This window comes from Bradyrhizobium sp., from assembly GCF_030654605.1.
Taxonomy (GTDB): Bacteria; Pseudomonadota; Alphaproteobacteria; order Rhizobiales; family Xanthobacteraceae; genus Bradyrhizobium.
The window spans coordinates 29680-55048 of sequence record NZ_JAURXB010000093.1 but is presented as its reverse complement, the minus strand read 5'-3'; the positions used below and the strand labels follow the sequence as shown (position 1 = coordinate 55048).

22 protein-coding genes are annotated in these 25369 nt (G+C 64.1%); 12 read left to right on the top strand and 10 right to left on the bottom strand.

Features of this window, described 5'->3' with window-relative positions; translation table 11 throughout:
* Positions 1 to 9 precede the first annotated feature (9 nt).
* The 7 genes from bamA to Q7U29_RS09670 all read left to right on the top strand — a co-directional run bounded on the left by bamA (position 10) and on the right by Q7U29_RS09670 (position 8117).
* Positions 10 to 2553 carry an outer membrane protein assembly factor BamA gene (bamA, locus tag Q7U29_RS09700; protein WP_304740797.1) on the top strand — a complete coding sequence of 848 codons (2544 nt, stop codon included), beginning with the start codon at positions 10 to 12 and terminating at the stop codon, positions 2551 to 2553.
* Positions 2554 to 2681: 128 nt separating this feature from the next.
* Positions 2682 to 3749 (top strand): UDP-3-O-(3-hydroxymyristoyl)glucosamine N-acyltransferase, encoded by a 1068-nt coding sequence (gene lpxD, locus Q7U29_RS09695; RefSeq protein WP_304740796.1) that lies wholly within the window; start codon positions 2682 to 2684, stop codon positions 3747 to 3749.
* Positions 3746 to 4207 carry a 3-hydroxyacyl-ACP dehydratase FabZ gene (gene fabZ, locus Q7U29_RS09690; protein ID WP_304740795.1) on the top strand — a complete coding sequence of 154 codons (462 nt, stop codon included), beginning with the start codon at positions 3746 to 3748 and terminating at the stop codon, positions 4205 to 4207. Before lpxD ends, fabZ begins: the two co-directional genes overlap by 4 nt.
* 155 nt (positions 4208 to 4362) lie before the next feature.
* Positions 4363 to 5166: an acyl-ACP--UDP-N-acetylglucosamine O-acyltransferase gene (gene lpxA / locus Q7U29_RS09685; RefSeq protein WP_304740794.1), complete on the top strand. Its 804-nt coding sequence runs from the start codon at positions 4363 to 4365 to the stop codon at positions 5164 to 5166.
* A gap of 37 nt (positions 5167 to 5203) precedes the next feature.
* Positions 5204 to 6061 carry an LpxI family protein gene (locus Q7U29_RS09680; RefSeq protein ID WP_304740793.1) on the top strand — a complete coding sequence of 286 codons (858 nt, stop codon included), beginning with the start codon at positions 5204 to 5206 and terminating at the stop codon, positions 6059 to 6061.
* Positions 6058 to 7245 carry a lipid-A-disaccharide synthase gene (gene lpxB, locus Q7U29_RS09675; protein ID WP_370691725.1) on the top strand — a complete coding sequence of 396 codons (1188 nt, stop codon included), beginning with the start codon at positions 6058 to 6060 and terminating at the stop codon, positions 7243 to 7245. The genes Q7U29_RS09680 and lpxB overlap by 4 nt, the downstream gene beginning before the upstream one ends.
* 143 nt (positions 7246 to 7388) lie before the next feature.
* A complete protein-coding gene (locus Q7U29_RS09670) occupies positions 7389 to 8117 on the top strand; it encodes a hypothetical protein (protein WP_304740792.1) in 729 nt (242 codons plus the stop codon).
* A gap of 277 nt (positions 8118 to 8394) precedes the next feature.
* On the opposite strand, the gene gltA is transcribed toward Q7U29_RS09670, so the two are convergent.
* Positions 8395 to 9696: a citrate synthase gene (gltA, locus tag Q7U29_RS09665; protein ID WP_304740791.1), complete on the bottom strand. Its 1302-nt coding sequence runs from the start codon at positions 9694 to 9696 to the stop codon at positions 8395 to 8397.
* A gap of 158 nt (positions 9697 to 9854) precedes the next feature.
* Positions 9855 to 11279 (bottom strand): glutamate--tRNA ligase, encoded by a 1425-nt coding sequence (gltX, locus tag Q7U29_RS09660; protein ID WP_304740789.1) that lies wholly within the window; start codon positions 11277 to 11279, stop codon positions 9855 to 9857.
* Between the two features lie 134 nt (positions 11280 to 11413).
* On the opposite strand from gltX, the gene Q7U29_RS09655 reads away from it, so the two are divergent.
* Both Q7U29_RS09655 and Q7U29_RS09650 read left to right on the top strand, forming a co-directional pair.
* The gene (locus tag Q7U29_RS09655) at positions 11414 to 13096 is read left to right on the top strand and encodes a glutamine--tRNA ligase/YqeY domain fusion protein (RefSeq protein ID WP_304740787.1); all 1683 of its coding nucleotides are present in this window, start codon (positions 11414 to 11416) and stop codon (positions 13094 to 13096) included.
* A gap of 23 nt (positions 13097 to 13119) precedes the next feature.
* Positions 13120 to 13503 carry a nuclear transport factor 2 family protein gene (locus Q7U29_RS09650; RefSeq protein ID WP_304740786.1) on the top strand — a complete coding sequence of 128 codons (384 nt, stop codon included), beginning with the start codon at positions 13120 to 13122 and terminating at the stop codon, positions 13501 to 13503.
* A 20-nt stretch (positions 13504 to 13523) separates the two neighbouring features.
* Here Q7U29_RS09650 and Q7U29_RS09645 read toward each other — a convergent pair whose 3' ends face one another.
* The gene (locus Q7U29_RS09645; RefSeq protein ID WP_304740785.1) at positions 13524 to 13853 is read right to left on the bottom strand and encodes a hypothetical protein; all 330 of its coding nucleotides are present in this window, start codon (positions 13851 to 13853) and stop codon (positions 13524 to 13526) included.
* 140 nt (positions 13854 to 13993) lie between these two features.
* Here Q7U29_RS09645 and Q7U29_RS09640 point away from each other — a divergent pair, with 140 nt between their 5' ends.
* Positions 13994 to 16276 carry a ComEC/Rec2 family competence protein gene (locus Q7U29_RS09640; protein ID WP_304740784.1) on the top strand — a complete coding sequence of 761 codons (2283 nt, stop codon included), beginning with the start codon at positions 13994 to 13996 and terminating at the stop codon, positions 16274 to 16276.
* 15 nt (positions 16277 to 16291) lie between these two features.
* On the opposite strand, the gene Q7U29_RS09635 is transcribed toward Q7U29_RS09640, so the two are convergent.
* The 7 genes from Q7U29_RS09635 to Q7U29_RS09605 all read right to left on the bottom strand — a co-directional run bounded on the left by Q7U29_RS09635 (position 16292) and on the right by Q7U29_RS09605 (position 23784).
* Positions 16292 to 16549, bottom strand: coding sequence for a hypothetical protein (locus Q7U29_RS09635; protein ID WP_304740848.1), 258 nt, complete (start codon positions 16547 to 16549; stop codon positions 16292 to 16294).
* A gap of 299 nt (positions 16550 to 16848) precedes the next feature.
* A complete protein-coding gene (gene lexA / locus Q7U29_RS09630) occupies positions 16849 to 17550 on the bottom strand; it encodes a transcriptional repressor LexA (protein WP_304740782.1) in 702 nt (233 codons plus the stop codon).
* Positions 17551 to 17769: 219 nt separating this feature from the next.
* Positions 17770 to 18981 carry a gephyrin-like molybdotransferase Glp gene (gene glp / locus Q7U29_RS09625; RefSeq protein WP_304740780.1) on the bottom strand — a complete coding sequence of 404 codons (1212 nt, stop codon included), beginning with the start codon at positions 18979 to 18981 and terminating at the stop codon, positions 17770 to 17772.
* A gap of 167 nt (positions 18982 to 19148) precedes the next feature.
* Positions 19149 to 19778 carry an HAD family phosphatase gene (locus Q7U29_RS09620; protein ID WP_304740778.1) on the bottom strand — a complete coding sequence of 210 codons (630 nt, stop codon included), beginning with the start codon at positions 19776 to 19778 and terminating at the stop codon, positions 19149 to 19151.
* 112 nt (positions 19779 to 19890) lie between these two features.
* Entirely contained in the window at positions 19891 to 20175 is a 285-nt protein-coding gene (locus Q7U29_RS09615) for a hypothetical protein (protein WP_304740777.1), read from the bottom strand.
* 182 nt (positions 20176 to 20357) lie between these two features.
* Positions 20358 to 22502 (bottom strand): PAS domain-containing sensor histidine kinase, encoded by a 2145-nt coding sequence (locus Q7U29_RS09610; protein ID WP_304740776.1) that lies wholly within the window; start codon positions 22500 to 22502, stop codon positions 20358 to 20360.
* Between the two features lie 70 nt (positions 22503 to 22572).
* Positions 22573 to 23784 carry an MFS transporter gene (locus Q7U29_RS09605; protein ID WP_304740774.1) on the bottom strand — a complete coding sequence of 404 codons (1212 nt, stop codon included), beginning with the start codon at positions 23782 to 23784 and terminating at the stop codon, positions 22573 to 22575.
* 381 nt (positions 23785 to 24165) lie between these two features.
* Between Q7U29_RS09605 and Q7U29_RS09600 the strand changes: the two genes are divergently transcribed.
* Together Q7U29_RS09600 and Q7U29_RS09595 are read left to right on the top strand one after the other, a co-directional pair.
* Positions 24166 to 24405 carry a hypothetical protein gene (locus tag Q7U29_RS09600; protein WP_304740772.1) on the top strand — a complete coding sequence of 80 codons (240 nt, stop codon included), beginning with the start codon at positions 24166 to 24168 and terminating at the stop codon, positions 24403 to 24405.
* 41 nt (positions 24406 to 24446) lie between these two features.
* On the top strand, positions 24447 to 25229 hold the full coding sequence (locus tag Q7U29_RS09595) for an HpcH/HpaI aldolase/citrate lyase family protein (protein ID WP_304740770.1): 783 nt from the start codon (positions 24447 to 24449) through the stop codon (positions 25227 to 25229).
* The last annotated feature ends 140 nt before the right edge of the window (positions 25230 to 25369 follow it).

Here is a 25369-nt window from a genome sequence, read left to right as displayed (position 1 = left end):
GCTTGGCGCATGAATGTTGGAATGCGAGTGCGGGGAGGCTTGTTGGCCACCCTGATCATGTTCGCGATGCCGGTCGCCGTTGCGCTGGCCGCTATGCTTGTGCCGTCTGCGGCCGTTGCCCAGACTTCGTCGATCGTGGTGGAGGGTAACCGGCGCGTCGATGTCGAGACCGTTCGCTCCTATTTCAGGCCGGGGCCCGGCGGGCGCCTTGGTCAGGGCCAAATCGATGACGGCCTGAAAGCGCTGATCGAGACCGGCCTGTTCCAGGACGTGCGAATCAATCAGGCCGGCGGGCGCCTCGTGGTGACCGTGGTGGAAAACCCCGTCATCGGCCGCATTGCCTTCGAAGGTAACAAGAAGATCAAGGACGAGCAGATTTCGACTGAAATCCAGTCGAAGCCGCGCGGTACGCTGTCGCGCCCGATGGTACAGTCCGACGCCCTGCGCATCGCCGAAATCTATCGCCGCTCCGGCCGCTATGACGTGCGGGTGGTTCCTGAAATCATCGAGCAGCCGAACAACCGCGTCGATCTGATCTTCACGGTGACCGAGGGTTCGAAAACCGGCGTCAAGTCGATCGAGTTCGTCGGCAACGTCGCCTACTCGTCGTATCGCCTCAAGGACGTCATCAAGACCCGCGAATCGAACCTGCTGAGCTTTCTCGGCGGCGCCGACGTCTACGATCCGGACCGCGTCGAGGCCGACCGCGACCTGATCCGCCGCTACTATCTGAAGAACGGCTATGCCGACGTTCAGGTGGTCGCCGCGCTCACCGAATACGATCCGGAGAAGAAGGGCTTCCTGGTGACCTTCAAGATCGAAGAGGGCCAGCAGTACCGGATTGCCCAGGTCAATTTCGCCTCCAGCATCGGCACGCTCGACGGCAATGTGCTGCGCAGCTTCTCGCGCGTGCGTGTCGGCTCGCTGTACAATGCCGAGGCGCTGGAGAAGTCCGTCGAGGAGATGCAGATCGAGGCCTCGCGGCGCGGTTATGCCTTTGCGATCGTGCGTCCGCGCGGCGAGCGCAATTTCGAGGCGCATACCGTCTCGATCACCTTTGCCATCGACGAAGGTCCGCGAACCTATATCGAGCGCATCAACGTGCGCGGCAATACCCGCACCCGCGACTACGTCATCCGCCGCGAATTCGACCTGTCGGAAGGCGACGCCTACAACCGCGCGCTGGTCGATCGCGCCGAGCGCCGCCTGAAGAATCTCGATTTCTTCAAGTCGGTGAAGATCACGAGCGAACCCGGATCCTCCAGCGACCGCGTGATTCTCGTGGTCGATCTCGAGGAGAAATCGACCGGCGACTTCTCGGTGTCGGGCGGCTATTCGACGACCGACGGCGCGCTGGCCGAGGTCAGCATCTCCGAGCGCAACTTCCTCGGCCGCGGTCTCTACGCGAAGGCGTCGGTGACCTATGGCCAGTATGCGCGCGGCTACTCGCTGTCGTTCGTGGAGCCCTACCTGCTGGACTATCGCGTCGCGCTCGGGCTCGACCTGTTCCAGCGCGAACAGCTCGCCAATTCCTATATTTCGTACGGCACCAGCACGATCGGCTTCAGCCCGAGGCTCGGATTCAGCCTGCGCGAAGATCTCTCCCTGCAGGTCCGTTATTCGATCTATGAGCAGAAGATTTCGCTGCCGGATTACCTGAGGAACTGTAACAACAACCAGTTCCTGGCCGACGGCGTGACGCCGAATCCGTCGTATAATCCCAGCCCGGCCTTCATGGCCAACGGAAACCCCGCCAGTGGCTCCAACACCTCGGCGCTCGGCTGCTACTTCGACGGTGAAGCTTCGCTGCCGGTCCGCAAGGAACTGCAGAACGGCAAGACGCTGACCTCGTCGATCGGCTATTCGCTGAACTACAACACGCTCGACAACAACAAGAACCCCACCGACGGCCTGCTGGTCGATTTCAAGCAGGACTTCGCCGGCGTTGGTGGCGACGTCAGCTATCTGAAGACCGCGATCGACCTGAAATACTACACGCCGCTGGTCGCCGACATCGTCGGATTGATCCATGGCCAGGCTGGCATTCTCAACAAGATCGGCAACAGCGACCTGCGGATGCTCGATCACTTCCAGATGGGCTCCAACCTGGTTCGCGGCTTTGCGCCCAACGGTATCGGTCCGCGCGACATCAACCCCTATGGCACCAGCGACTCGCTCGGCGGCAGCAAATATTGGGGCATTTCGGCGGAGTTGCAGATGCCGTTCTGGTTCCTGCCGAAGGAAGTCGGTCTCAAGGGGTCGGTCTATGCCGATGCCGGCGGGCTCTACGACTACCAGGGACCGACGTCGTGGGCCTTTACCAACGAAGTCAATGCGCCGGGCTGTGTCAAAGGGACGACCATTCCACTTCCGGCCGGATCCTGTACGGGACTGGTGTATGACAACGGCAACGTCGTCCGCAGCTCGGTGGGTGTCGGTCTGATCTGGGCGTCGCCGTTCGGACCGCTGCGCATCGATTACGCGGTGCCGTTGACCAAGGGTGCGTATGACCGCGTCCAGCAATTCAAGTTTGGCGGCGGGACATCGTTCTAAGGCGTTTTCGAGCGAAGCGGATTTCCGGTTCGCGTGAAGAAGACGCGGCAACACAGAGACAGACCCCGGTTGTGATTGATCAGAACCGGGGCTCTCCTTCGATCACCGGCCGGACCGCGACGGGTGGAATGGCGCAGCCGACATTTTCCAAACAACCGCCGTCGTCGACGCTGGCCGAACTCGCCGCGTTGACGAAAGCTGCTCTGGTCGATCCGTCCCGCGGCGGCCTCGAGATCAGAGGCCTGGCTTCGCTCGAGGAAGCCGGCCCGATGCATCTGGCGTTCTTCGACAACCTGAAATATGCCGACCAGCTCGCTTCCACCAGGGCCGGCGCCTGCCTGGTCAGCGCGCGTTTCGAGGCCAGCGTGCCCGCCCATGTCGCGGTCCTGCGCGCGGCGCAGCCGTTCCGCGAATTCGTGACGATCGCCCGCGAGCTGTATAGCGACGCCCTTCGCCCGCAATCCTGGTTCGGCAATGCCGGCATCGCTCCCTCCGCCGTGATCGATCCGACGGCGCATCTGGAAGACGGCGTGATCGTCGATCCCCTGGCGGTGATCGGCCCGGGCGTCGAAATCGGCGCCGGAACGGTGGTCGGTTCGGCGGCGGTGATCGGCGCCAATGTCCGGATCGGCCGGGACTGCAACGTCGGCGCGCATACGGCGATCCAGTCCGCGCTGATCGGCAACAACGTCCTGATCCATCCCGGCTGCAGCATCGGGCAGGACGGCTACGGGTTCGTTTTCTTTGGCCCGGGGGGCCATGTGAAAGTGCCGCAGACCGGCCGCGTCGTGATCCAGAACGACGTCGAGGTCGGCGCCGGGACCACCATCGACCGCGGCAGCCTGCGCGATACCGTGATCGGCGAGGGCACCAAAATCGACAATCAGGTCCAGATCGGCCACAATGTGACGATCGGCAGGCATTGTCTGCTGGCCGCCCAGATCGGGCTGGCGGGCAGTCTGACGATTGGCGACAATGTGGCGTTGGGCGCCAAGGTGGGGATCAACAACCATCTCAAGATCGGCGACGGCGCCCAGGTTACGGCGATGAGTGCGGTCAAGGATGACATTCCGGCCAACGGGCGCTGGGGCGGCCATTTTGCCAAACCGACGAAGCAGTGGTTCCGGGAAATCGTGGCAGTGGAGCGTCTGGCGCGCGATGGCGCGGCCGATAAGAAGGGCGAGGGGCGGGAATGACGGAGGCGGCAGCAGTCAGGTTTGCGCTGGTCGATATCAATGAGATCCTGAAGACGCTGCCGCATCGTTTTCCGATGTTGCTGATCGACAAGGTGATCAATATCCGCACCGATTATTCGGGCACCGGCATCAAGAACGTCACCTTCAACGAACCGCCGTTCCAGGGGCATTTTCCCGACCGCCCGGTCTATCCGGGGGTGATGATGATCGAAGCCATGGCGCAGACCGCCGGCGTGATCGGCATCAAGTCGGTCGAAGGCACCGAGAAGCCGCGCGCGGTTTATTTTCTCACCATCGACAAGTGCAAATTCCGCAAGCCGGTGATGCCCGGCGATACCATCGAATACCACATGCGCAGCATTGGCCGCCGCAAGGCGATGTGGTGGTTTCACGGCGACGCCATCGTCAACGGCGTCACCGTCGCCGAGGCCGACGTCGGCGCGATGCTGACCGACTGACCGGGCGCGAGGCGTCCCCGGCGCCCGCATGGGTTGATACCGGCGTGCCGAAACACGGCGTAACCATACGTCACTGGACAGGTCGGGGATGTCGCGCTAACGACCGGAAAACCTTGGACATTAACCTCCACCCTTTGGCTTTACCGGACCCCTTGATGAGTACGATCGATCCCACCGCGCGGGTTGAGGATGGCGCTGTGATCGGCGAGGGCACCTCGATCGGACCCTATTGCGTGATCGGGCCCGACGTCGTGATCGGCGCCAACTGCAAGCTGCTCGCGCATGTCTACGTCACCGCGCGGACCACGATCGGTGACGGCTGCACGATCTATCCGTTCGTCTCGCTCGGCACCCCGCCGCAATCGCTGGCCTGGCGCGGCGAATTGACGAAACTCCAGATCGGCCAGGGCTGCACCATCCGGGAGCAGTCGACCATGAGCGCCGGCACCGTGGCCGGCGGCGGCATCACCCGCGTCGGCGATCGCGGTTACTTCATGAATTGCAGCCATGTCGGGCACGACTGCGTGGTCGGCAACGACGTGATCTTCGCGACCTCGGCGACGCTGGGCGGCCATTGCGAGATCGGCGATTTCGTTTTCATGGGCGGCCTGTCGGCGGTGCATCAGTTCGGCCGCGTCGGCTCGCAGGTGATGGTCAGCGCACTCACCGCGGTGCGCGGCGACGTCATCCCGTACGGTCTTGCCAACGGCCAGTTCGCCCACCTTTCAGGTCTCAACATCGTCGGCATGAAACGCCGCAAGTTCAGCCGCGAGCGACTGGCCAGGGTTCGATCGTTTTATCAAGGGCTGTTTCACGGTCCCGGCGTCTTTGCCGAACGCCTGAACGAGGCACGGCAACACGCGGGCGCGGATCCCGCGATTACGGAAATTCTCGATTTCATCGATGCCGGAAAGCATCGCGAGTTGTGCCAGCCGCTGAAGGCCGGCAAGGCGCCCTGATCCTTGACTTTGATCCTTGGGGCGCCGGGGGCATGCCATGACGGATGAGGCTTTGCAGATTTCCTCGCCGGTCGCCGTGATCGCCGGCGGCGGCGTCATGCCGTTCGCGGTGGCGGACTCGCTGGTCGCGCGCGGCCTCAAGCCCGTGCTGTTCGCACTGAAGGGCGCCTGCGATCCGGTTGCCGTGCAGCGTTTTCGCCATCACTGGATTTCGGTCGGCCAGATCGGCCGGGCCATGAAGCTGTTTCGCAGCGAGAACTGCCGCGACCTGGTGTTCATCGGCACGCTGGTGCGGCCGGCGCTGTCGGAGATCCGGCTGGACTGGACCACCATTCGCGTGCTCGGCCGGGTGTGGGCGGCGTTCCGCGGCGGCGACGATCATCTGCTGTCGGGGATCGGCCGCATCCTCGAACAGGACGGATTCCGCATGGTCGGGATCAAGGATGTCGCCCCCGACCTGCTGATGCCCGAGGGCTGCGTCACCCGGACCGCGCCGGACGACAAGGCCGAAGCCGATATCGGGCGCGGGCGTGACGTGCTGGCCGCGCTGAGCCCGTTCGACATCGGCCAGGCCGCCATCGTGATCGACGGCCATGTGGTCGCGGTCGAGGACATCGAGGGCACCGACGGCCTGCTGGCGCGGGTGGCGCGGCTGCGCGGCGAGGGCCGGATCCGCGCCAGGGCGCCGCGCGGCGTGCTGGTGAAGGCGCCGAAGAGCGGTCAGGACCTGCGCTTCGATCTGCCGACCATCGGGCCGCGCACCGTCGAGCGCGCGGTCGAGGCCGGGCTATCGGGCATTGCCATCGTTGCCGGCCATACCATCGTAGTCGAGCCGCAGGCCATGATCGCGGCCGCCGACGCGGCCGGCCTGTTCGTGACGGGTTTGCCCGCGTGATCCCGCCACGAACAACCAGCGGCGTCGCGCGCAAAATATTCCTGATCGCGACGGAGGAATCCGGCGACCGGCTCGGCGCCAGCCTGATGAAGGTGCTGCGCCAGCGGCTCGGCGGCGCGGTGCGTTTCGAGGGCGTCGGCGGTCAGGCGATGGCGCGCGAGGGACTGGTGTCGCTGTTTCCGATCGAGCAATTGTCGATCATGGGCCTCGCGGCCGTGGTGAAACAGCTGCCGATGCTGCTGCGGCGGATCAGCGAGACCGCAACGGCGGTGACGCAGGCATCGCCTGATGTGCTCGTCATCATCGACAGCCCCGATTTCACCCATCGCGTGGCGCGCCGCGTCCGCGCCAGCGATCCCGCGATCCCGATCGTCAACTACGTTTCGCCCTCGGTCTGGGCCTGGCGCCCCGGCCGCGCGCGGGCGATGACCGCCTATGTCGATCACGTGCTGGCGCTGCTGCCGTTCGAGCCAGAGGAATATCGCAAGCTGCGTGGTCCGCCTTGCAGTTATGTCGGTCATCCCCTGATCGAACAGATCGGCACGCTTCGGCCCGGACCTGACGAGCAGAAGCGCCGCGCGGAATCTCCGCCGGTGCTGCTGGTGCTGCCGGGAAGCCGCCGCAGCGAAGTCCGGCATCACACGGCAGTGTTCGGCGCCGCGCTCGGCCGACTGCGCGACGAGGGCGTGGCGTTCGAACTGATCCTGCCGACCATGCCGCATCTGGTGGAAGCGGTGCGCGAAGGCGTGGCGAGCTGGCCGGTGCAGCCCCGGATCGTGATCGGCGAGGCCGAGAAGCGCGCCGCGTTCCGGATCGCGCATGCGGCGCTGGCGAAGTCCGGCACCGTGACGCTGGAGCTGGCGCTGGCGGGCGTGCCGATGGTGACGGCCTATCGCACCGGCGCGATCGAGGCCTGGATCATGCTGCGGATGATCAAGGTCCCCTCGGTGATCCTCGCCAACCTCGTGGTCGGCGACAACGTCGTTCCGGAATTTTTGCAGACCGAATGCACGCCGGAGAAATTGTCGCGCGCGCTGCGCGATGTACTCGAAGAGTCGCCGCTGCGGCGGCGACAGGTCGAGGCCTTCGCGAAGATCGACGCGATCATGTCGACCGGCAACGCGACGCCGAGCACCCGCGCGGCGGATATCGTGCTGGCGACGATGCGCAAGGCGCGGGCCTGAATGGAATCATCGATTTGATTTGAATTTTCACTATTTCAGCTGTGACAAATGCACGCTGTCGTGGAATCGATTGGTTGTACGGAGTGTCTTTAACCGCAGAAGCGCGGGCGGGTGGCTAGCATGTTCGAAACGGAGCGTGCGACATGAAGTGGCTCATGGGTTTGCCTGTCATTCTCTTGCTCGTGCTGGCGCCGGATGGCGCGGCAGCTGCCGAATCATTCTCGGTACGCTGTGAAGGCGGCATCCCAATCCGCCCCTACTTCGCGACCTTCGACATCGATGCAAAGGCAATCGTCCTTGAGTCGCCACCGAGCAGTGTCGAAACAAATTTCGGGATCAATGCATACTCAGGAGAGATTATTTCCACGGAAGACGAAAAGATCAAATTCATCCTGCCCGTCCCATCCGGAAGGATCGACCTGATTTTCGACCGCGCTCGAAAGACAATGACTTGGCCGGGGATGGACAACGATATCTTTCGGCCGACATTAAACCACAAATGCTCCGTCATGCCCCCGCGAAGCATTCTGAGCTTCCGGATTCGCGAGCCAATTCAGCATCCGATCTCCGTTCGCTGTGAACACGCTGGAGGCAATGCGTACTTCACGATGGATGCCGCTTCGAAACAAGCGCTCTATGAGCGTGGCAAGGAGGGAAGAGCGTATCGAGGCGAGGTGACGGATGCCAACCAGGACGAGATAAAACTTCTCATGAATTTCGATGTCCCGCGCCATGTCGTCTGGAACAAGGTTCGTCAGTCCATCACGATCGAAGGCGTTGAAGGCAATGCGTCGTCACCTCGGTCGGTTACGCAATGCGAGGAGATCACGCCGCGAACGATGATCGAACTTCACAGGAAACCGCGGCAGTGAGGACCAACTTTTCTCCCTGGGACAATCGGTTCGAGGCAGCGCGATCCGCTTCTGTCAATCAAGGTAATGGAACAGCGCGTAGGATGGGTTGAGCTCTTGCGAAACCCATCACCCACCCATCCTATGGGCTATGAAATCGTAGGGTGGGTTAGCAAAGCGTAGCCCACCAACTTGTTGGTGTGGCGGTGGGTTACGCTTCGCTAACCCACCCTACGAAGCACGAAAGCCGGATGCGGTGACCGCATCCGGCTTTCAAATCGTCGTAAAGCTCGCGCGCTTATTTGCGCTGGTCGATCGCCACGTAATCCCTGCGGGCGACGCCGGTGTAGAGCTGGCGCGGGCGGCCGATCTTCTGCTGCGGGTCCTCGATCATCTCGCTCCACTGGCTGATCCAGCCGACGGTGCGGGCGACCGCGAACAACACGGTGAACATCGAGGTCGGGAAGCCCATCGCCTTCAGCGTGATGCCCGAATAGAAATCGACGTTCGGATAGAGCTTGCGGTCGATGAAGTAGGGGTCGCTCAGCGCGATCTTTTCCAGTTCCAGCGCGACCTTCAGCATCGGATCGTCGCCATGGCCGGTTTCCGCCAGCACGGCATGACACATCTTCTGCATGATCTTGGCGCGCGGATCGTAGTTCTTGTAGACGCGATGGCCAAAACCCATCAGGCGGACTTCGCTGTTCTTGTCCTTCACCTTGGCGATGAATTCGGGGATCTTGTCGACGGTGCCGATCTCGGCGAGCATCGCCAATGCTGCTTCATTGGCGCCGCCATGCGCCGGGCCCCACAGGCAGGCGATGCCGGCGGCGATGCAGGCGAACGGATTGGCGCCGGAGGAGCCGGCGATACGCACGGTCGAGGTCGAGGCGTTCTGCTCGTGGTCGGCATGCAGGATGAAGATCTTGTCGAGGGCGTCGGCCAGCACCGGGTTGATCTTGTAGTCCTCGCAGGGCACCGCGAAGCACATATGCAGGAAGTTCTCGGCGAAGGAGAGCGAGTTCTTCGGATACATGAAGGGCTGGCCGATGGTGTATTTGAAGGCCATCGCGGCCAGCGTCGGGACTTTCGCGATCATCCGCATCGACGCGATCATGCGCTGCCTGGGATCGTTGATGTCGGTGCTATCGTGATAGAACGCGGCCAGCGCGCCGACCGCCGCCACCATTATCGCCATCGGATGCGCGTCGCGGCGGAAGCCCTGGAAGAAGCGGGCCATCTGCTCGTGGACCATGGTGTGATGGATCACGCGGCTGTCGAAATCGGCCTTTTGCGCCGGGGTCGGCAGTTCGCCGTACAGCAGCAGGTAGCAGGTTTCGAGGAAGTCGCCCTTTTCCGCCAGCTGTTCGATCGGATAGCCGCGGTATTCCAGGATGCCGGCGTCGCCGTCGATATAGGTGATCTTGGACTGGCAGCTGCCGGTCGAGGTGAAGCCGGGGTCATAGGTGAACATGCCGGCCTGGGCGTAGAGCTTGGCGATGTCAATGACATCGGGCCCGACGGTGCCGCTCAAAATCGGGAAATCATAGCTCTTGTTGCCGACGGTCAGCGTTGCGGTTTTTTTGGTGGATGCGTCCATCGTGTAGTCCCCGATGAGATCGTTGCGAAAACCGGCGGCCGGGGGCGCCAAAACGTGATGGCTGGCGCGGAAACCGGGTGTTCTGGAAGTGCCTCGGAAATGGGTATCTTATTGCTGTTTGCACTGCAAGACGGCCGCCGCAGGCCGGCAATACCACCTTATGCGGGGGTCTGGTCGCCGAGCCGGGCCAGGCATTCCTCGCGCCCCAATACCGCCAGGACGTCGAAAATTCCCGGCGACGTGGTGCGGCCGGTCAATGCCACCCGGAGCGGCTGCGCCACCGCGCCGAGCTTGAGGCCGCCGGCATCGGCGAAGGCCCGCATCGCCGCTTCCGTGGTTGCCGCGGTCCACGGCGAAACCGGCTCCAGGGCTGCCTTGAGCTGGCCGATCAGCGCGCGGTTTTCCGGCGTCATCAACGCCGCCGCCTTGGGTTCGAGCTCAAGCGGGCGGTCGGCGAAGATGAAATAGGCGCTGTCGATCAGCTCGATCAGCGTCTTGGCGCGCTCCTTGAGGCTCGGCATCGCCTGCAGCAATTGCGCCCGCGTGGCGTCGTTGAGCTTGGCCTTGAGGCTGGAACGATCCGGCAGATGGTCCAGCACGTCCTCGAACATGGTCACCAGCGCGGAATCCTCGGCGTGGCGGATATAGTGGCCGTTGAGGTTTTCCAGCTTGGCGAAGTCGAACCGCGCCGCCGAGCGGCCGATGCCCGGGAGGTCGAAGGCGTCGATCATTTCCTGGGTGGAGAATATCTCCTGGTCGCCATGGCTCCAGCCGAGCCTGACCAGATAATTGCGCAGCGCCTCGGGCAGATAGCCCATGGCGCGGTAGGCATCGACCCCCAGCGCGCCATGACGCTTGGAAAGCTTCGAGCCGTCGGGGCCATGGATCAAGGGAATATGGGACATGCTCGGTATGTCCCATCCCAGCGCATCGTAGATCTGCTTCTGGCGCGCGGCGTTGATCAGGTGATCGTCGCCCCGGATCACATGGGTGACGCCCATGTCGTGGTCGTCGACCACCACCGCGAGCATGTAGGTCGGATTGCCGTCGCCGCGCAGCAGCACGAGGTCGTCGAGGTTCTCGTTCTGCCAGACCACGCGGCCCTGGACCTGGTCCTCGATCACGGTCTCGCCTGATAGCGGCGCCTTCAACCGGATCGTCGGCTTGATGCCGGCGGGCGCCTGCTTCGGATCGCGGTCGCGCCACAGGCCGTCATAGAGGCGGGTGCGGCCCTCGGCGCGGGCCTTCTCGCGCATCGCGGTCAGTTCCTCCGAGGTCGCGTAGCAGTAATAGGCCTTGCCGCTGGCGAGCAGCTGCTCCGCCACCTCGCGGTGGCGCGCGGCCCTCGTGAACTGGTAGACGACGTCGCCGTCCCAATCGAGCCCGAGCCATTTCAGCCCGTCCAGGATGGCGGCGATCGCGGGCTCGGTCGAGCGCTCCCGGTCGGTGTCCTCGATCCGCAGCAGCATCTTGCCGCCGAGCTTTTTGGCGTACAGCCAGTTGAACAGCGCGGTGCGGGCGCCTCCGATATGGAGAAAGCCGGTCGGCGAGGGGGCAAAGCGGGTGACGACGGAATCGGTCATTACGGCTGCATTTCGGGGACAATAAGGGGTTGCGCAGAGCGCGCTGGTGTATAGCAGGAACCGTGCATAACTAAAGCCTTCCTTGAGAGGGGCGGATTTGGCAGAAGGTCGGCCAGATCCGAACGGGAACCAGCATGACAGCAGAGACAATGGCGGCAGAGACAGGCCGCGATTTCATTCGCGATATCGTCCAGGCCGACCTCGACGCCGGGAAATACCGTCAGATCGTGACGCGCTTCCCGCCGGAGCCGAACGGCTATCTGCACATCGGCCATGCCAAGTCGATTGCCCTCAATTTCGGCATCGCCCAGGAATTTGCCGGCCGCTGCCACCTGCGCTTCGACGACACCAATCCGACCAAGGAAGAGCAGGAATATATCGATTCGATTCAGGCCGACGTGCGCTGGCTCGGCTACGACTGGGGAACCGACCTCTATTACGCCTCGGATTATTTCGAGCGGCTGTATGAATGGGCCGAGGGCCTGATTCGATCAGGCCATGCCTATGTCGACGACCAGTCGCAGGAAGAGATCCGGCTCACACGCGGCACGCTGACCGAGCCCGGCAAGAACAGCCCGTTCCGCGACCGCTCGGTGGATGAAAACCTCGATCTGTTCCGCCGCATGAAATCAGGCGAGTTTCCCAACGGCGCGCGGGTGCTGCGCGCGAAGATCGATATGTCCGCCGGCAATATCAACCTGCGCGATCCCGTGCTGTACCGTATCCTGCACGCCACTCATCCGCGCACCGGCGACAGCTGGTCGATCTACCCGAGCTACGATTACGCCCACGGTCAGTCCGACGCCATCGAGGGCATCACGCACTCGATCTGCACGCTGGAATTCGAGGACCACCGGCCGCTCTATGAGTGGCTGCTGGAGCGGCTGCCGGTGCCGTCGAAACCGCGCCAGTATGAAATGGCGCGGCTCAACCTGACCTACACGCTGTTGTCGAAGCGGGTGCTGACCGAACTGGTGCGTGGCGGTCATGTCGCCGGATGGGACGATCCGCGGATGCCGACCATCGCCGGGCTGAAGCGGCGCGGGGTGCCGCCGGCGGCGATCCGCGAATTCATCAAGCGCATCGGCGTCGCCAAGGCCAACAGCGTGGTCGACGTCGGCATGCTGGAATTCTGCATCCGCGAGGATCTCAACAGGTCGTCGCTGCGCCGCATGGCGGTGCTGCGGCCCCTGAAGGTCGTGATCGAAAATTACCCGGAAGGGCAGAGCGAAGAGCTCGAAGCCGTCAACCATCCGGACGATCCCGCCGCAGGCACCCGAAAGATCGCATTCGGCCGCGAACTCTACATCGAGCGCGACGATTTCATGGAAAATCCGCCGAAGAAGTTCTTCCGGCTCTCGCCCGGCACCGAAGTGCGGCTGCGCTACGCCTATTTCATCAAATGCACCGGGGTGATCAAGGATGCGGCCGGCGAGGTCGTCGAACTGCGCTGTACCTACGATCCCGAGACCCGCGGCGGCAACGCGCCTGACAACCGCAAGGTCAAGGCGACCATGCACTGGCTGTCGGCGGCGCACTCCTTGCCGGCGGAAATCCGCATCTACAATCCGCTGTTCGCCAAGCCCAATCCGGACGCCGGCAATTTTGCCGCCGATCTCAATCCGCAGTCGCTCGAAGTGTTGACCGATGCGCGGATCGAGCCCGCGATATCAGCGACCAATTCGACCGACGTGGTGCAGTTCGAGCGGCAGGGCTATTTCGTGCGCGACGCGGATTCGGTGCCGGATCATCTGGTGTTCACCCGAACGATAGGGCTTCGCGATACCTTTGCGAAGGAAGTCGGCGGCAAGACCTGATCTGAATTGGCTGGAGAATCTAGATGCCAAACGCCGCCGATGAGATCGCGTTCGACATCATGTCGAGATGGGCGGATACCTTCAGCAAGTTCGATCCGGAGGCGCAGGCGTCACTGTATTCGAAGCACGCGCTGTTCTTCGGATCGAACCCGACGCTGTATCAGGGACGTGAGGGCGTGGCGGCCTATTTCGAGGCTCTGCCGAAATGGGATTCACGCGCCGTACGCTTCACGGACGTCAGCACGGCGCAGGTCAACCCGGAGCTGGTCAATTTTGCGGCCATCGCCTCGTTCGATGTCGATGGCGTGCCGAAGCTGTCGGTCAAGATCACCTGGGTGATTGCGCGCGAAGGCGGCGACTGGAAAATCGTCAGCCATCACGTGTCGTCGAAGGCGCCGCTGATCTAGCGGCCGGTTAATTCACCCGATCAGCAATAGCCGTAGAAGCCGCAGACATAGGGCAGCCGCGCGCCGTCGGTGTCATACGGGCCGCCGTAATAGGGCCCGGGATAGTAGAACGACCACGACGAACCGTAATTGTAGGTGCCCCGGTTCCACAGCGGATTGGGAAAGAGATTGTAGGGAATGATCGGCGCTTCGTCGCGGACCGGCTGCACCACCACGACGGCACGGCGGGTCACGACGACGGGATCGGCGAACACAGCGCCGAGCCGGCTCTGGGTCGCGAGATCCGCGGCATCGGCGGACGTCGCGCTTATCGCGAGAACGATAGCGGAAAGTGTAATTCGATGCGGCATGGCCGGGCCCCGATTGGTTCGAGAATCCTAGCCACAACATGGTTAACAAAGATTAAGGATTCTGTGTCCGTTCCGCTTTCGGACGGATGACAGCTTCCGATAGCCTCGCCCTCGATTGGTAATCGTAGGGTGCGTACCCGATGGCAGGGCGGGACAGGGCTCGGACGCAGGGTGTCGCCGGTACCTGGCCGCCGCGCGGGGCGGCGCAGGCCGGTGGCTTCACGCCGTCGGGTTTTGCCGCGTGGCCATCGCTCGTCGACAAATTGCGGGCCTGGATCCGCGCCGAGGCCGGCGCCGGGCGCCTGTTGCCCTGGGTGCCCATCGCCTTCGGTACCGGGATCGCCGGCTACTTCGCCGCCGAACGCGAGCCGGTTTTGCCGGTTGCCGCGGTAACCGCGATCGGTCTCTGCGTGGCGGCGTTCCTGCTGCGGCGGCACAAGGTGTTTCCGATCGCGGTAATGATTGCCGCTGTCGCCGCCGGCTTTGCGATCGCTACCTGGAAGACCGCGCGGGTCGCGCATGGCGTGCTGGCGCGACCGATGTATTCGGTGTCGGTTTCGGGCTTCGTCGAGACCCGCGACATCCGCGCGCGCACCGACCGCTTCGTCCTGCGCGTCACCTCGATGGAGAGCCCGCGCGACCTGACGAAACTGCAGCGGGTTCGGCTGTCGGTGCGCAAGGGCACCGCGCCCGCCGTCGGCAGTTTCGTGGAGTTGAAGGCGCGCTTGCTGCCGCCGATGGCGCCGCTGCGGCCGGGCGCCTACGATTTCGGCCGTGACATGTATTTTGCCGGGATCGGCGCCTCCGGCTTCGTGATGGGCGGTATCAGGACCGCGGCGCCGCCCGACTCCGGCGGCTGGTCGTTGCGCTATGCCGCCTTCATGCAGGGGCTGCGCGATGCGATCGATGCGCGCATCGGCGCCGTGCTGGACGGCGACCGCCGCGCCATCGCGACCGCGCTTTTGACCGGGCGCCGCGACGCCATCACGGCACCGGTCAACGATGCGATGTTCATCTCCGGGCTCGGCCATGTGCTGTCGATTTCGGGCTATCACATGGCGGTGGTCGCCGGCGTGGTGTTCTTCGCGGTGCGCGCGCTGCTGGCGCTGATCCCGGCACTCACCACGGGTTTTCCGATCAAGAAATGGTCGGCGGTCGCAGCATTGTTCGCCGCCGCGTTCTACCTGCTGCTGTCCGGCGCCGAGGTCGCGACGCAACGCTCGTTCTTCATGACCGCGGTGGTGCTGATCGCCATCATGGTCGACCGCCGCGCCGTCACGTTCCGCACGCTGGCGGTGGCGGCGATGATCGTGCTCACGGTGGCGCCGGAAGCGCTGGTGCATCCGAGTTTCCAGATGTCGTTCGCGGCGACGCTCGGCCTCGTGGCGCTGATCCAGATCGGCATGCCCCTTCTGTTCGCGTCTCCGGACAATTCAGCGACGGCGCGGATGGCGCTGTGGGGCGGGCGCGAAATCGCGATGCTGGCGCTGGCCTCGCTGGTGGCGGGGCTCGCGACCATGCCCTATGCCGCCTATCACTTTCACCGGGTGACGCCGTATGGCGTGATCGCCAATCTGGCGGCGATGCCGGTGGTCTCCGCAATGGTGATGCCGGCCGGCCTGCTCGGGCTGGCCGCGATGCCGTTCGGCTTCGACGGCGTGTTCTGGCAGCTGATGGGCTGGGGCATCGACTGGATGGTCGCGGTGGCGCAATGGGTTGCCGCCTTGCCGGGCTCGATCGGCCGCATGGCGGCGTTCGGGACCGGGCCGCTGGTTGCGGCCAGTATCGGCATCATCCTGCTCGGCCTGCTGCGCACGCCGCTGCGCTTCGGCGGAGCCGCGGCGCTGGTTGGCGCGGTGGTCTGGGCGCTGGCGACGCCGCAGCCGGATATCCTGATATCAGCCGACGGCCGCACCGTCGGCGTCCGTGGCCGGGACGGGCGCCTGCACATGATCGGGAGCGGCAAGGGAAATACCAAGGACAGCTTTCTGCTGAGGGAATGGCTGGCGGCCGACGCCGACGGCAGGCCCGCGGCCGCTTCTTCGCTGGCCGAGGGCGTGTCATGCGACGGCGCCGGCTGCGTGGCGCAGCTGGCCGGCGGCGGGCTGGTCGCACTGGCGCTGCGGCCGGACGCGCTGGCGGATGATTGCGAGCGCGCGGCGCTGCTGGTGACGGCACGGCAGGCGCCGGCGGCCTGCGGCGCGCTGGTGGTCGATCAGGACCGCCTGCGCCGGCAGGGCGCGCTGGCGCTGCGCAGAGCCCGCGACGGATTTGCGGTGGAGGCGGTCAGGCCCCGCGGCGTCGACCGGCCCTGGTCGCCGGCGGCGGGCGGTGCGGAGGGCGAAACCAGCCTGACGCGCCCGGCGCCGCCGCGCGCGGTGGACGCGACGCCGTCGGAAGCCGATCAGCATGCGGAGGAGTGAGGGGCTGGGCCCGCGTCACTCGCCGTGCGGGTGATCGTCGCCGGGACCGCCGGGATCGAAGGCGCCGAGATGATATTCATCCTCGACATCCTCGGTCAGCATCTTCACCAGCGCGAATGACGCGTTCGGAAACTGTTTCCAGATCGCGAGATCGTCGGCTGAAATGTTGACCCAGCCGAACGTGAACATGTAGCGGCCGGGTTCGGTGACCCGCCCGACCTTCTGCCATGTGACCTTGCCGACCGACAATGGTGTCCCGCCCGCTGCCCGCACGCTTCCATCAGCGTGGACGTGAGACGCCAGCATTGGCCCGGTTGTGGGCGATTCTGCGGCTGGCGGCGATGTCGCTGTCTGGAAAGAGATGCGGTTCGGAAGGCGGCCGCCGCTACCAAAATTGTCGTCGCCCGCATAGCCGTCCGAAGGACGGCGTCGCTTCCGCTCGCCTATGACCGGGCGATCCAGTACGCCGCGGCTCCTCGGCTCTATCGCTGGCGTCTCTAGAATACTGGGTCGCCCGGTCTTCGCCGGGCGATGACAGCGGTGTTTATCAGGTCGGCTTCGGCGCGCGCCAATCAATACTTCCGGTACAGCCCGATCAGCTTGCCCTGGATCCGGACCCGGTTCGGCGGCAGGATGCGGACTTCGTAGGAGGCGTTGGCAGGCTCCAGCGCGATCGAGGCGCCGCGGCGGCGGAAGCGTTTCAGCGTGGCTTCTTCCTCGTCGATCAGCGCCACCACGATGTCGCCGGTCTCCGCGCTCTCGTTGCGCTGGATCAGCGCCATGTCGCCGTCGAGGATGCCGGCATCCACCATGGAATCGCCGCGCACTTCGAGCGCGTAATGTTCGCCGCTTCCGAGCATGTCGGGCGGCACGCTGATGGTGTGGCTGCGGGTCTGCAATGCCTCGATCGGCGTGCCGGCGGCGATGCGGCCCATCACGGGCACCGAGACCGGACGCTCGCCATCATTGTCGGAACTGGCGCTGCGGACCCTGCCGAGCGTGCCCTCGATGACGCTGGGCGTGAAGCCGCGGCGGCCGTTGCCGGCGCCGCCTCCCGACAGCTCGGGCATCTTGATGACCTCGATGGCGCGGGCGCGATTGGGCAGCCGGCGAATGAAGCCGCGCTCTTCGAGGGCGGTGATGAGGCGATGGATGCCGGACTTCGACCGCAAATCCAGCGCGTCCTTCATCTCGTCGAAGGAGGGCGGAACGCCCGATTCCTTCAGGCGCTCGCTGATGAAACGCAGGAGTTCATATTGTTTGCGCGTGAGCATCTCGACCAGTCCCCAGTTTGATAGCGTCGTTCGATTCCGAGTGGCGGAGTTCTCAGCCGACTCGCGAGAGTCCAAGAGTCCGGAATTCCGCTTTAATGGCACCGATACTCGAAACAAATCATGAACGAACACTATATGTTCCATATGTGTTCCGCAACCACTTAATTTCCCGTGAACAGGTCAGGGTTTGTCGGGACAGCCCTTAACGGCGCAAACCGCTCAGTCGGGCAGCCGCAGGATCGCGCAGGAAGTGCCGGCGAGGGCTGCCGGCGCAAGGGGCGCACGCACGATTAACGCCCGTGCCGCAGCGAGATTTCCGAGCAGCGAGGAGTCCTGATGGTTGACCGGGGTGGCGATCAGGACGCCGTCGGCGCGCCGTTCCAGCCGGGCGCGCAGATAGTCTTCGCGCAGGTCATTGGCGGCGACATCGCGTCCCAGCAGCGCGGTCTCGCTGACATGGTGGACGGCCGATCGGCCCGAAAGGCTGCGAATCAGCGGCGCCAGGAACAGGAAGCCGCAGACATAGGACGACACCGGATTTCCGGGCAGGCCGATCACCCGCATCGCGCCGAGCCTGCCATGCATCATCGGCTTGCCCGGCCGCATCGCGATCCGCCAGAACGTCATGGCGACGCCCTCGGCTTCCAGCGACCGCTTCACCAGATCGTGGTCGCCGACCGAGGCGCCGCCCATGGTGACCAGGATGTCGGCGCCGCTGTCGCGGGCGCGGCGGATGCCATCGGTGGTGGCCGCCATGGTGTCGGCGGCGATGCCGAGATCGATGGTCTCGGCGCCTTCCTGCCGGGCCAGCGCGCGCAGCGCGTAGCCGTTGGAATAGACGATCTGCCCGGGGCCGGGGGTTGCGCCCGGCATCACCAGCTCGTCGCCGGTGGCGAGCATCGCTACAATGGGCCGGCGGCATACCGGAATCTCGGGGTGATTCATGCCGGCGGCCAGCGACAGATCGCGGTCGGTGAGCCGGCTCCCGCGCGCCAGCAGCACATCGCCCTCGCGGAAGTCGATGCCGGCCGGGCGGATATGCCGCCCCGGGCGGGCGGCCTCGGTGATGGTGATGCCGCCATCCTCGGCCACGGTGTCTTCCTGGATGATGACGGCGTCGGCGCCCTCGGGGATCACGCCGCCGGTGAAGATCCGCACCGCTTCGCCGGCGCCGACCTTGAGGTCGCACGGGCGGCCGGCCGCGACCTCGCCGATCACCCTGAGCCTTGTGGCGACATGGTCGGCGTCGGCCGAGCGCACCGCATAGCCGTCCATCGCCGACATCGCCTGCGGCGGCTGGGTCCGCAGCGCCGCGACGTCGCGCGCCAGCACCCGGTGATGCGCGGCATCCAGCGCCACCATTTCCTCCGGCAGCGGCTCGGCGCCGGCAAGAATGGCGGCAAGGGCATCGGCGACGGGCATTAGCGCCACGGGAAAACTCCACTGAAGATGACCACGGATGCGGCCGACCGGCCGCATCCGTCATTGCGAGCGTAGCGAAGCAATCCATCAACGCCAAGAAAGAATGGATTGCTTCGTCGCTCCGGCTTCGCTCTTCGAGCGAAGCCTTACGCTCCTCGCAATGACGGCTGATAGTCCTAAATCCCGAGCTCGGCCAGCGCCTTCGCCACATCATCCGTCGAGGTCACGTGAACCCCGATCAGCCCGCGCGCCCGTGCGCCCGCGATATTGTCGGCGGAGTCGTCGAAAAACACGATGCGCTGCGCCGGCACGCCGATCGCCTTCACCACGTGATCATAGGCCGCCGCATCCGGTTTCCGAAGTCCGATGGTCGAGGACAGGAATATCTCGCGGAAGTGACCCAGCACCTCGGAATAGGTTCTGGAGAAATGCGCGACATGCGGCGGATTGGTGTTGGAGAACGCATAGAGCGGCATCCGCGCCGCGGCGCGCGCCAGCAGCGGCGCGATCCCGGGCATTTCGCCGGTGAAGATCGCGTTCCAGCCTTCCAGGAACTGGGCGTCCGATATGGCGATGCCGAGCGAGCTGCGCAAATTCCGGAAGAAGGCGGCGTCGTCGATCGCGCCGGTCTCGTGATGCCTGAAATGATCGTCGACCACAAACCGCGCAATGACATCGTCAGGCGCGCAGCCGGCATGGCCGGCCCAGATCGACATGACCTTGTTGAAGTCGATATCGAGCACGACGCGGCCGAGATCGAACAGCAGCGCATCGGCAGAGGCGGGGGCGAGCGGAGGCAGGGTCATCCGAATCGTTTACGAAAATTGCAGCCGCCCGGCAACGGCCGACCTGCGAGCCGATCCATCGGCGGCTCGTGCGAACGGCTGCTCATTTCCCCAGCCGGAAAAAGATCCATCTTCAGTCGTCGTCGGCCGCCCAGGGGATGGTGCCGCTCTTCCACTTGCCCTCGACCTTGTCGGTATCTTCGATCAGTTGATCGATCAAGGCGATCGGCTTCTTGCCGGGGTTCTTCTGGCAGAACTCATGGATCATCGGGAGCAGCTTCTTTTCGCCCATCAGGGAGAGATCGACGTACTGACTGTCGCCCTCCAGGAGGGCGATGTTGGCGGCGCTCATGTAGCCCTGGACCCAATAGTACACCGGGCTGTTGGCCATGTTGTTGAAGCCCTCGGCAGGATTCATGTCCCTTGCCAGCTTTTCGCAGGAAGCGACGCCGATTCCGGCGGTCGCCAGCGGTTCCGCAAGAACAGGCGCAGTTGAAAGGAAGAAGCACGCGGCAATGGATGGCAGTCGATATCGATTGCGGTTTGGTGAGCTCATGACAAAATCCCCTTGTTGCAACCCAGCGGATGGTCCCGCTGCCCTCACCGATCCCCCGCGACCGGTGCGGGATCATCGATGGCATTTCGAACTACTTCTGCGAGACGCGACAGCCGGTAAGGCTTTTCGAGCAGCGCGATCCCGGCGTCCGAACTGAGCTGTTCCGAGCTGACATCCGAGTACCCGGTCGTATACATCACCTTGATCCCGGGTCGCATCTGCCTGATGAGTTCGGCCAGTTGCCAGCCGTCCGTCGATCCGGGCATGACGATATCCGTGAACAGGAGGTCGATCGGCAGTCCGTTGCGGACCTCCTTCAATGCTTCCGTCGCGTTACTTGCGGCGATGGTCTTGTATCCCAGCGCCTGTAGTTGCTGCGTGACGAAATCACGAACGATGGCGTCGTCTTCGACACAGAGGATCGTCTCGTGGCCGCGAGGGAGCCGTTTTTGGAAATTTTCGGCAGCCAACGATGGTTCATCCTCGGATACCGGAAGATACAGCCTGAACGTCGTGCCCTTGCCCTCAGCGGTTTCGAAGTCGATGTGTCCGCCGGACTGCTTGACGAATCCGTACACCATGCTGAGACCGAGCCCGGTGCCTTTGCCGACGCCCTTGGTGCTGAAGAAGGGTTCATAGATTTTGCTCTGAATGGCCTTGTCGATCCCGGTTCCCGTATCGGTGACGCTGATGGCAACATAGCTGCCCGCGGGAAGGTCGCGGACGGCAGCTTCGTCCTGATCGATGGCAACCGTATCGGCATCGATCGTCAGTCGGCCTCCGTTTGGCATGGCGTCGCGCGCGTTGATCCCCAGATTGACCAGCGCGGACGAAAGCTGATCCGGATCGACGAACACTGTCCCGATGTAGCCTCGCCTGGCAAAATCGATTTCGATCTGGCGGCCGAGCACCGACGTCAGCAGGTCGCAGGTCGTCGCAATCAGCGCCTCGACGTCCGTGCTCCGGGGCCGCAGCGGCTGTTTTCGTGCGAACGCCAGCAAACTCGAGGTCAGCCTGGCGCCGCGGTCGGCGGCCGATCCGATCATTTGAACGATCGCCGCCAGCTGCGGGCGGTCGGCAACGCCGTCCGCCAGCGTGTCGATCGTTCCCGTAATGACCGTCAGCAGGTTGTTGAAGTCATGAGCGACTCCGCCGGTGAGTTCGCCGATCGATCGAATTTTCTGCGCATGCGCCAGCTTGATCTGCGCGGCTTCCCTGGCCGCGACTTCCTGCTCGACACGCTGCTCCAGCGTCCGGGTCAATTCGCGCAGATCATCTTCGAGCTTCCGGCGCTCGGTGATGTCCATGTTGATTCCGATCAGGCGCGTCGGCTTTCCCGCTCCACCAACGATCTGTCCGCGACTGTAAATCCAGCGCACGCCGTTCGGGCCCCGAATGCGATGCTCGAGCTCCCCGGAACCGCCGGTTTCGATGATGTCGGCCAGCCTCTGTTCGAGCATCGGCAGATCGTCGGGATGCATCAGGTTGCGCCATTCATCGACCGAAATCGACCGCGCGCCCGATGGTTCGATGCCGTGCAGGCGGCATTGCTCGTCGGACCACAAATTGGGGCCGCCCCCGATATCCCAGTCGTAGCTCCCGATATGGCCCGCTTCCTGACTGAGGCGCAGCAGTGATTCACTGGCGGCAAGTCTCTCCGCTGCCTCGTTGGGAGCCGTGACGGTCTCCATGGTCAGCAATGCGCCGCCGACGCTCTGATCGGGCAGGCGCCATGGCTGCATTTGCCAGCGCATCCAGATCACCGTTCCATCGGAGCGTCGAAGGCAAAAATCGTCCTTGGTGAGTGTTTCGCCTGACAGCACGCGGTGATTGGTTTCCCGGGCCTTGTCGGTCACGGGACGAAAATCGAAGACCGAGCGACCGACGATCGACTGCTGCGTTTCTCCCTTGATCTCATTGTCGACGAGGAATCGGGGGCTGACGGCGAGATAGCGCATGCCGGTATCGAACATCGCCATGCAGGACGGCGTGGTCTCGATGAAATTTTTCAGAGACCAGGAAGATAAGTCCGAACTCGCCGCATCAGACGGAGGGTCAGTCGGTTGCAGCCCCGCGGCAAACGTCGTCATGTTCCCTGGCCCATCGAAAAACAGCGGCTCGAAATTTCCGTCAATAGCGATCGCGTCATCAAACGGGCACAGCGTAATCCCCGGTGGCGCAGGTGTCATGTGGTATTATGGTTCGGTCTGCTCTGCCGTATCGCGCCGCCAGCGACAACGTGAAGCTGCGAAGCAAGCGTCATATTTCCTCCGGCGGCAGGGTATGCCGGAACATCCGCAGCAGCGCCAGATCGTAGCCGATCTTCAGACATCCGCACACCACCAGCGGCAATCCCGAAAACGGTCCGGCCAGCATGAAGCCGGCGATGGCGGGGCTTATCGAGGAGGCGAGGCTGCGCGGCACCGCGGTGACGCTGGCGGCGGCGGTGCGCTCGGCCGGCGTCACCACGGCCATCACGTAGGATGACCGCGTCGGCACGTCCATCTGCGACAGCGCAGAGCGCACCAGCAGCAGCGTCAGCACCACGGTGAGGTCGCTTGAGAACGCCGCCGCGATCAGGCAGAGGCTGGAGGGAATGTGCGTGTACACCATGGTGTTGATCAGGCCGATCCGCCCGGCGAGCCACGCGGCGACCGGGAACGAGAACGCGCCAAGCAGGCTGGAGGCGAAGAAATAGACGCTGGCGGCTTCCAGCGACAGGTCGAAGCGCTGGAACAGCCACAGCGCCAGCAGCGACTGGACGACGAAACCGCCGGCAAAAGCGTCCATGCTGAACAGCGCCGCCAGCCGGTAGACGATGCCTTTCGATGGCCCGAGTGCGCTCTTGGGCGCGTTGGCGATGTGGCTGTGGTCGCGCGGCAGGCGCCGGTACAGCAGCGCCGCGAGCAGTCCCAGCACGGCATACAGATAGAACATCAGCTTGATGGCGGATAACCGCGACCATCCGAGCGAAGCGATCTGCTCCGGCAAGGCCGCCGCCAGCGATCCGACCGCCGCGGTCAGCGCGCCGATCAGGCTGTAGCGGGCAAAGATGGCGGTGCGGTCGCGGGCCGCGGTCTCCCGCGTCAGCAGCGCGTGTTCGAGCGGCACCAGCATGCCGGAATCGCCGCCGGACGGATTGATGCTGCCAATGAAGGCAATCAGCAGCACAAAGGCGAACGTCTCGGCGGCCGGAAATACCAGGCCGGTGAAAACGATCAGCGCCGCACCGGCGAGAAACAGGCTGCGCAGTTCGAACCGCGGCGCGATGAAGCCGGTCAGCAAGGTGAGGGCGGCAGTCCCGAGCAGCGAGGCGCTGGCGACGATGCCGATCTGTTGCGGGCTGAAGCCCATGGCCGAGAGGTAGACCGGCAAGATGATAATGGCAAAGCCGTCGCCGAAGCCGCGCAGCGCGCGGGCGAAGTACAGGCGGAGAATATCGGGAGGAGTCTTGATCGAGCTGCCCACCATGTCTCATCTCCGAAAAATGGAGCGAGACAACGCTTGGCTGCGCGCAGCTGACCGGGCGGTTGCCGATGACCCGGGATCGATCAAGATAATCACGCAAGGGTGGGCTGTTCAAGGGGAACAAATGTCAGGATCCTTGCTTTGCCGCAACACCACGCGGACCTCATGCTGAGGAGCTTGCCAGCGGATCCGTGCGCAGCGCGGTCCGATGACAAGCGTCTCGAAGCATGGCGGCGGGCGATGTGCCAGATGGTTCGAGACGCGCGCCGGACAGCGCGAGCGCGCTGCCGGACGCGCTCCTCACCATGAGGAAGCGGGGTGGGTCGCCCATGGTTCTCGCTCTCACCGCATTGACGCCTGCAAGCTCACGCCGTAGCGTTGCGGATGCTCATCATCTCGATCATTCTGGAATTCGCGGTCATGATCGTCGCGGTTCTCGCGGCGCGCCAGGGCCGCCCTTACATGTACGGTCTGGCATTCACCTTCGGCGCCTACGTGTTCTACGATCTCGCCCGCTACCTGCATTGGGGGGTCGAGGGACCGCTGCTGTCCGGCCTGTTCCTGATCGCAAGCGCCAGCGCGCTGGTCGCGGTGTTGGGCTTGTACAAGGACCGACCGCGGTAGCGTCAGGGATCGGCGGCGATCCGCAATTGAGGAGAACTCCGTTGCGCCCAAATCCATTGAAACCGCGGCTGGCGGCCGGCGGTTGTGCGTTCGGCACCATGACATTCGAGTTTTTTACGCCCGGCTACCCCGCGATCTGCCGCGCGGCCGGCGCCGAATTCATTCTCTATGACATGGAGCATTCGGGCGTCGGCTTCGAGACGATGAAGGCCCAGTTCGCATTCTGCCGCGGGCTCGATCTGGTGCCCCTGGTGCGCGTTCCCTCCGGCGACTATCACCACGTCGCGCGCGCGCTCGATATCGGCGCGATGGGCATCATGGTGCCGATGGTCGAAACGGCGGAGCAGGCGCAGGCGATCGTCGACTGCACGCGATATCCGCCGGCAGGGCGTCGCGGCGCCGCATTCGGTGTCGCCGGTCACGACGACTACGCGGACGGCGCCGTGACCGACAAGATCGCGCAGGCCAACGCGCGCACCATGGTGATCGCGCTGGTCGAGACCGCCCGAGGTGTCGAGAACGTCGATGCGATCGCGGCCGTCGACGGCGTCGACGTGGTCTGGCTCGGCCACTTCGATCTGACCAATTTCCTGGGCATCCCGGCGCAGTTCGACCATCCGATATTCCATGCGGCCGTCGATCGTCTGGTCGAAGCCTGCGCGGCACACGGCAAGACGCCGGGCTTTCTCGCCGGCGACGAGAAATGGGCGCGCGACTTCCGCGCCAAAGGCTTTCGCATGATCGCCTATGGCGTCGACACGCTGCTGATGCAAAGCGCGCTCGCGGAGGGCATCCGGCTGCTGCGGGGGACGGTGGAGGAATAGGGCAGGGGCGGCCTACATCTTGCGCCACGCTGTGTGACGTTGTGTGACTACCCGACGGGCAAATCACTTCTGATTTACAGAAAGAGAGTCAAGCCCCATAAGAAAAAACATTTCTGTTTTACAGAAATAAAAACCGGGGT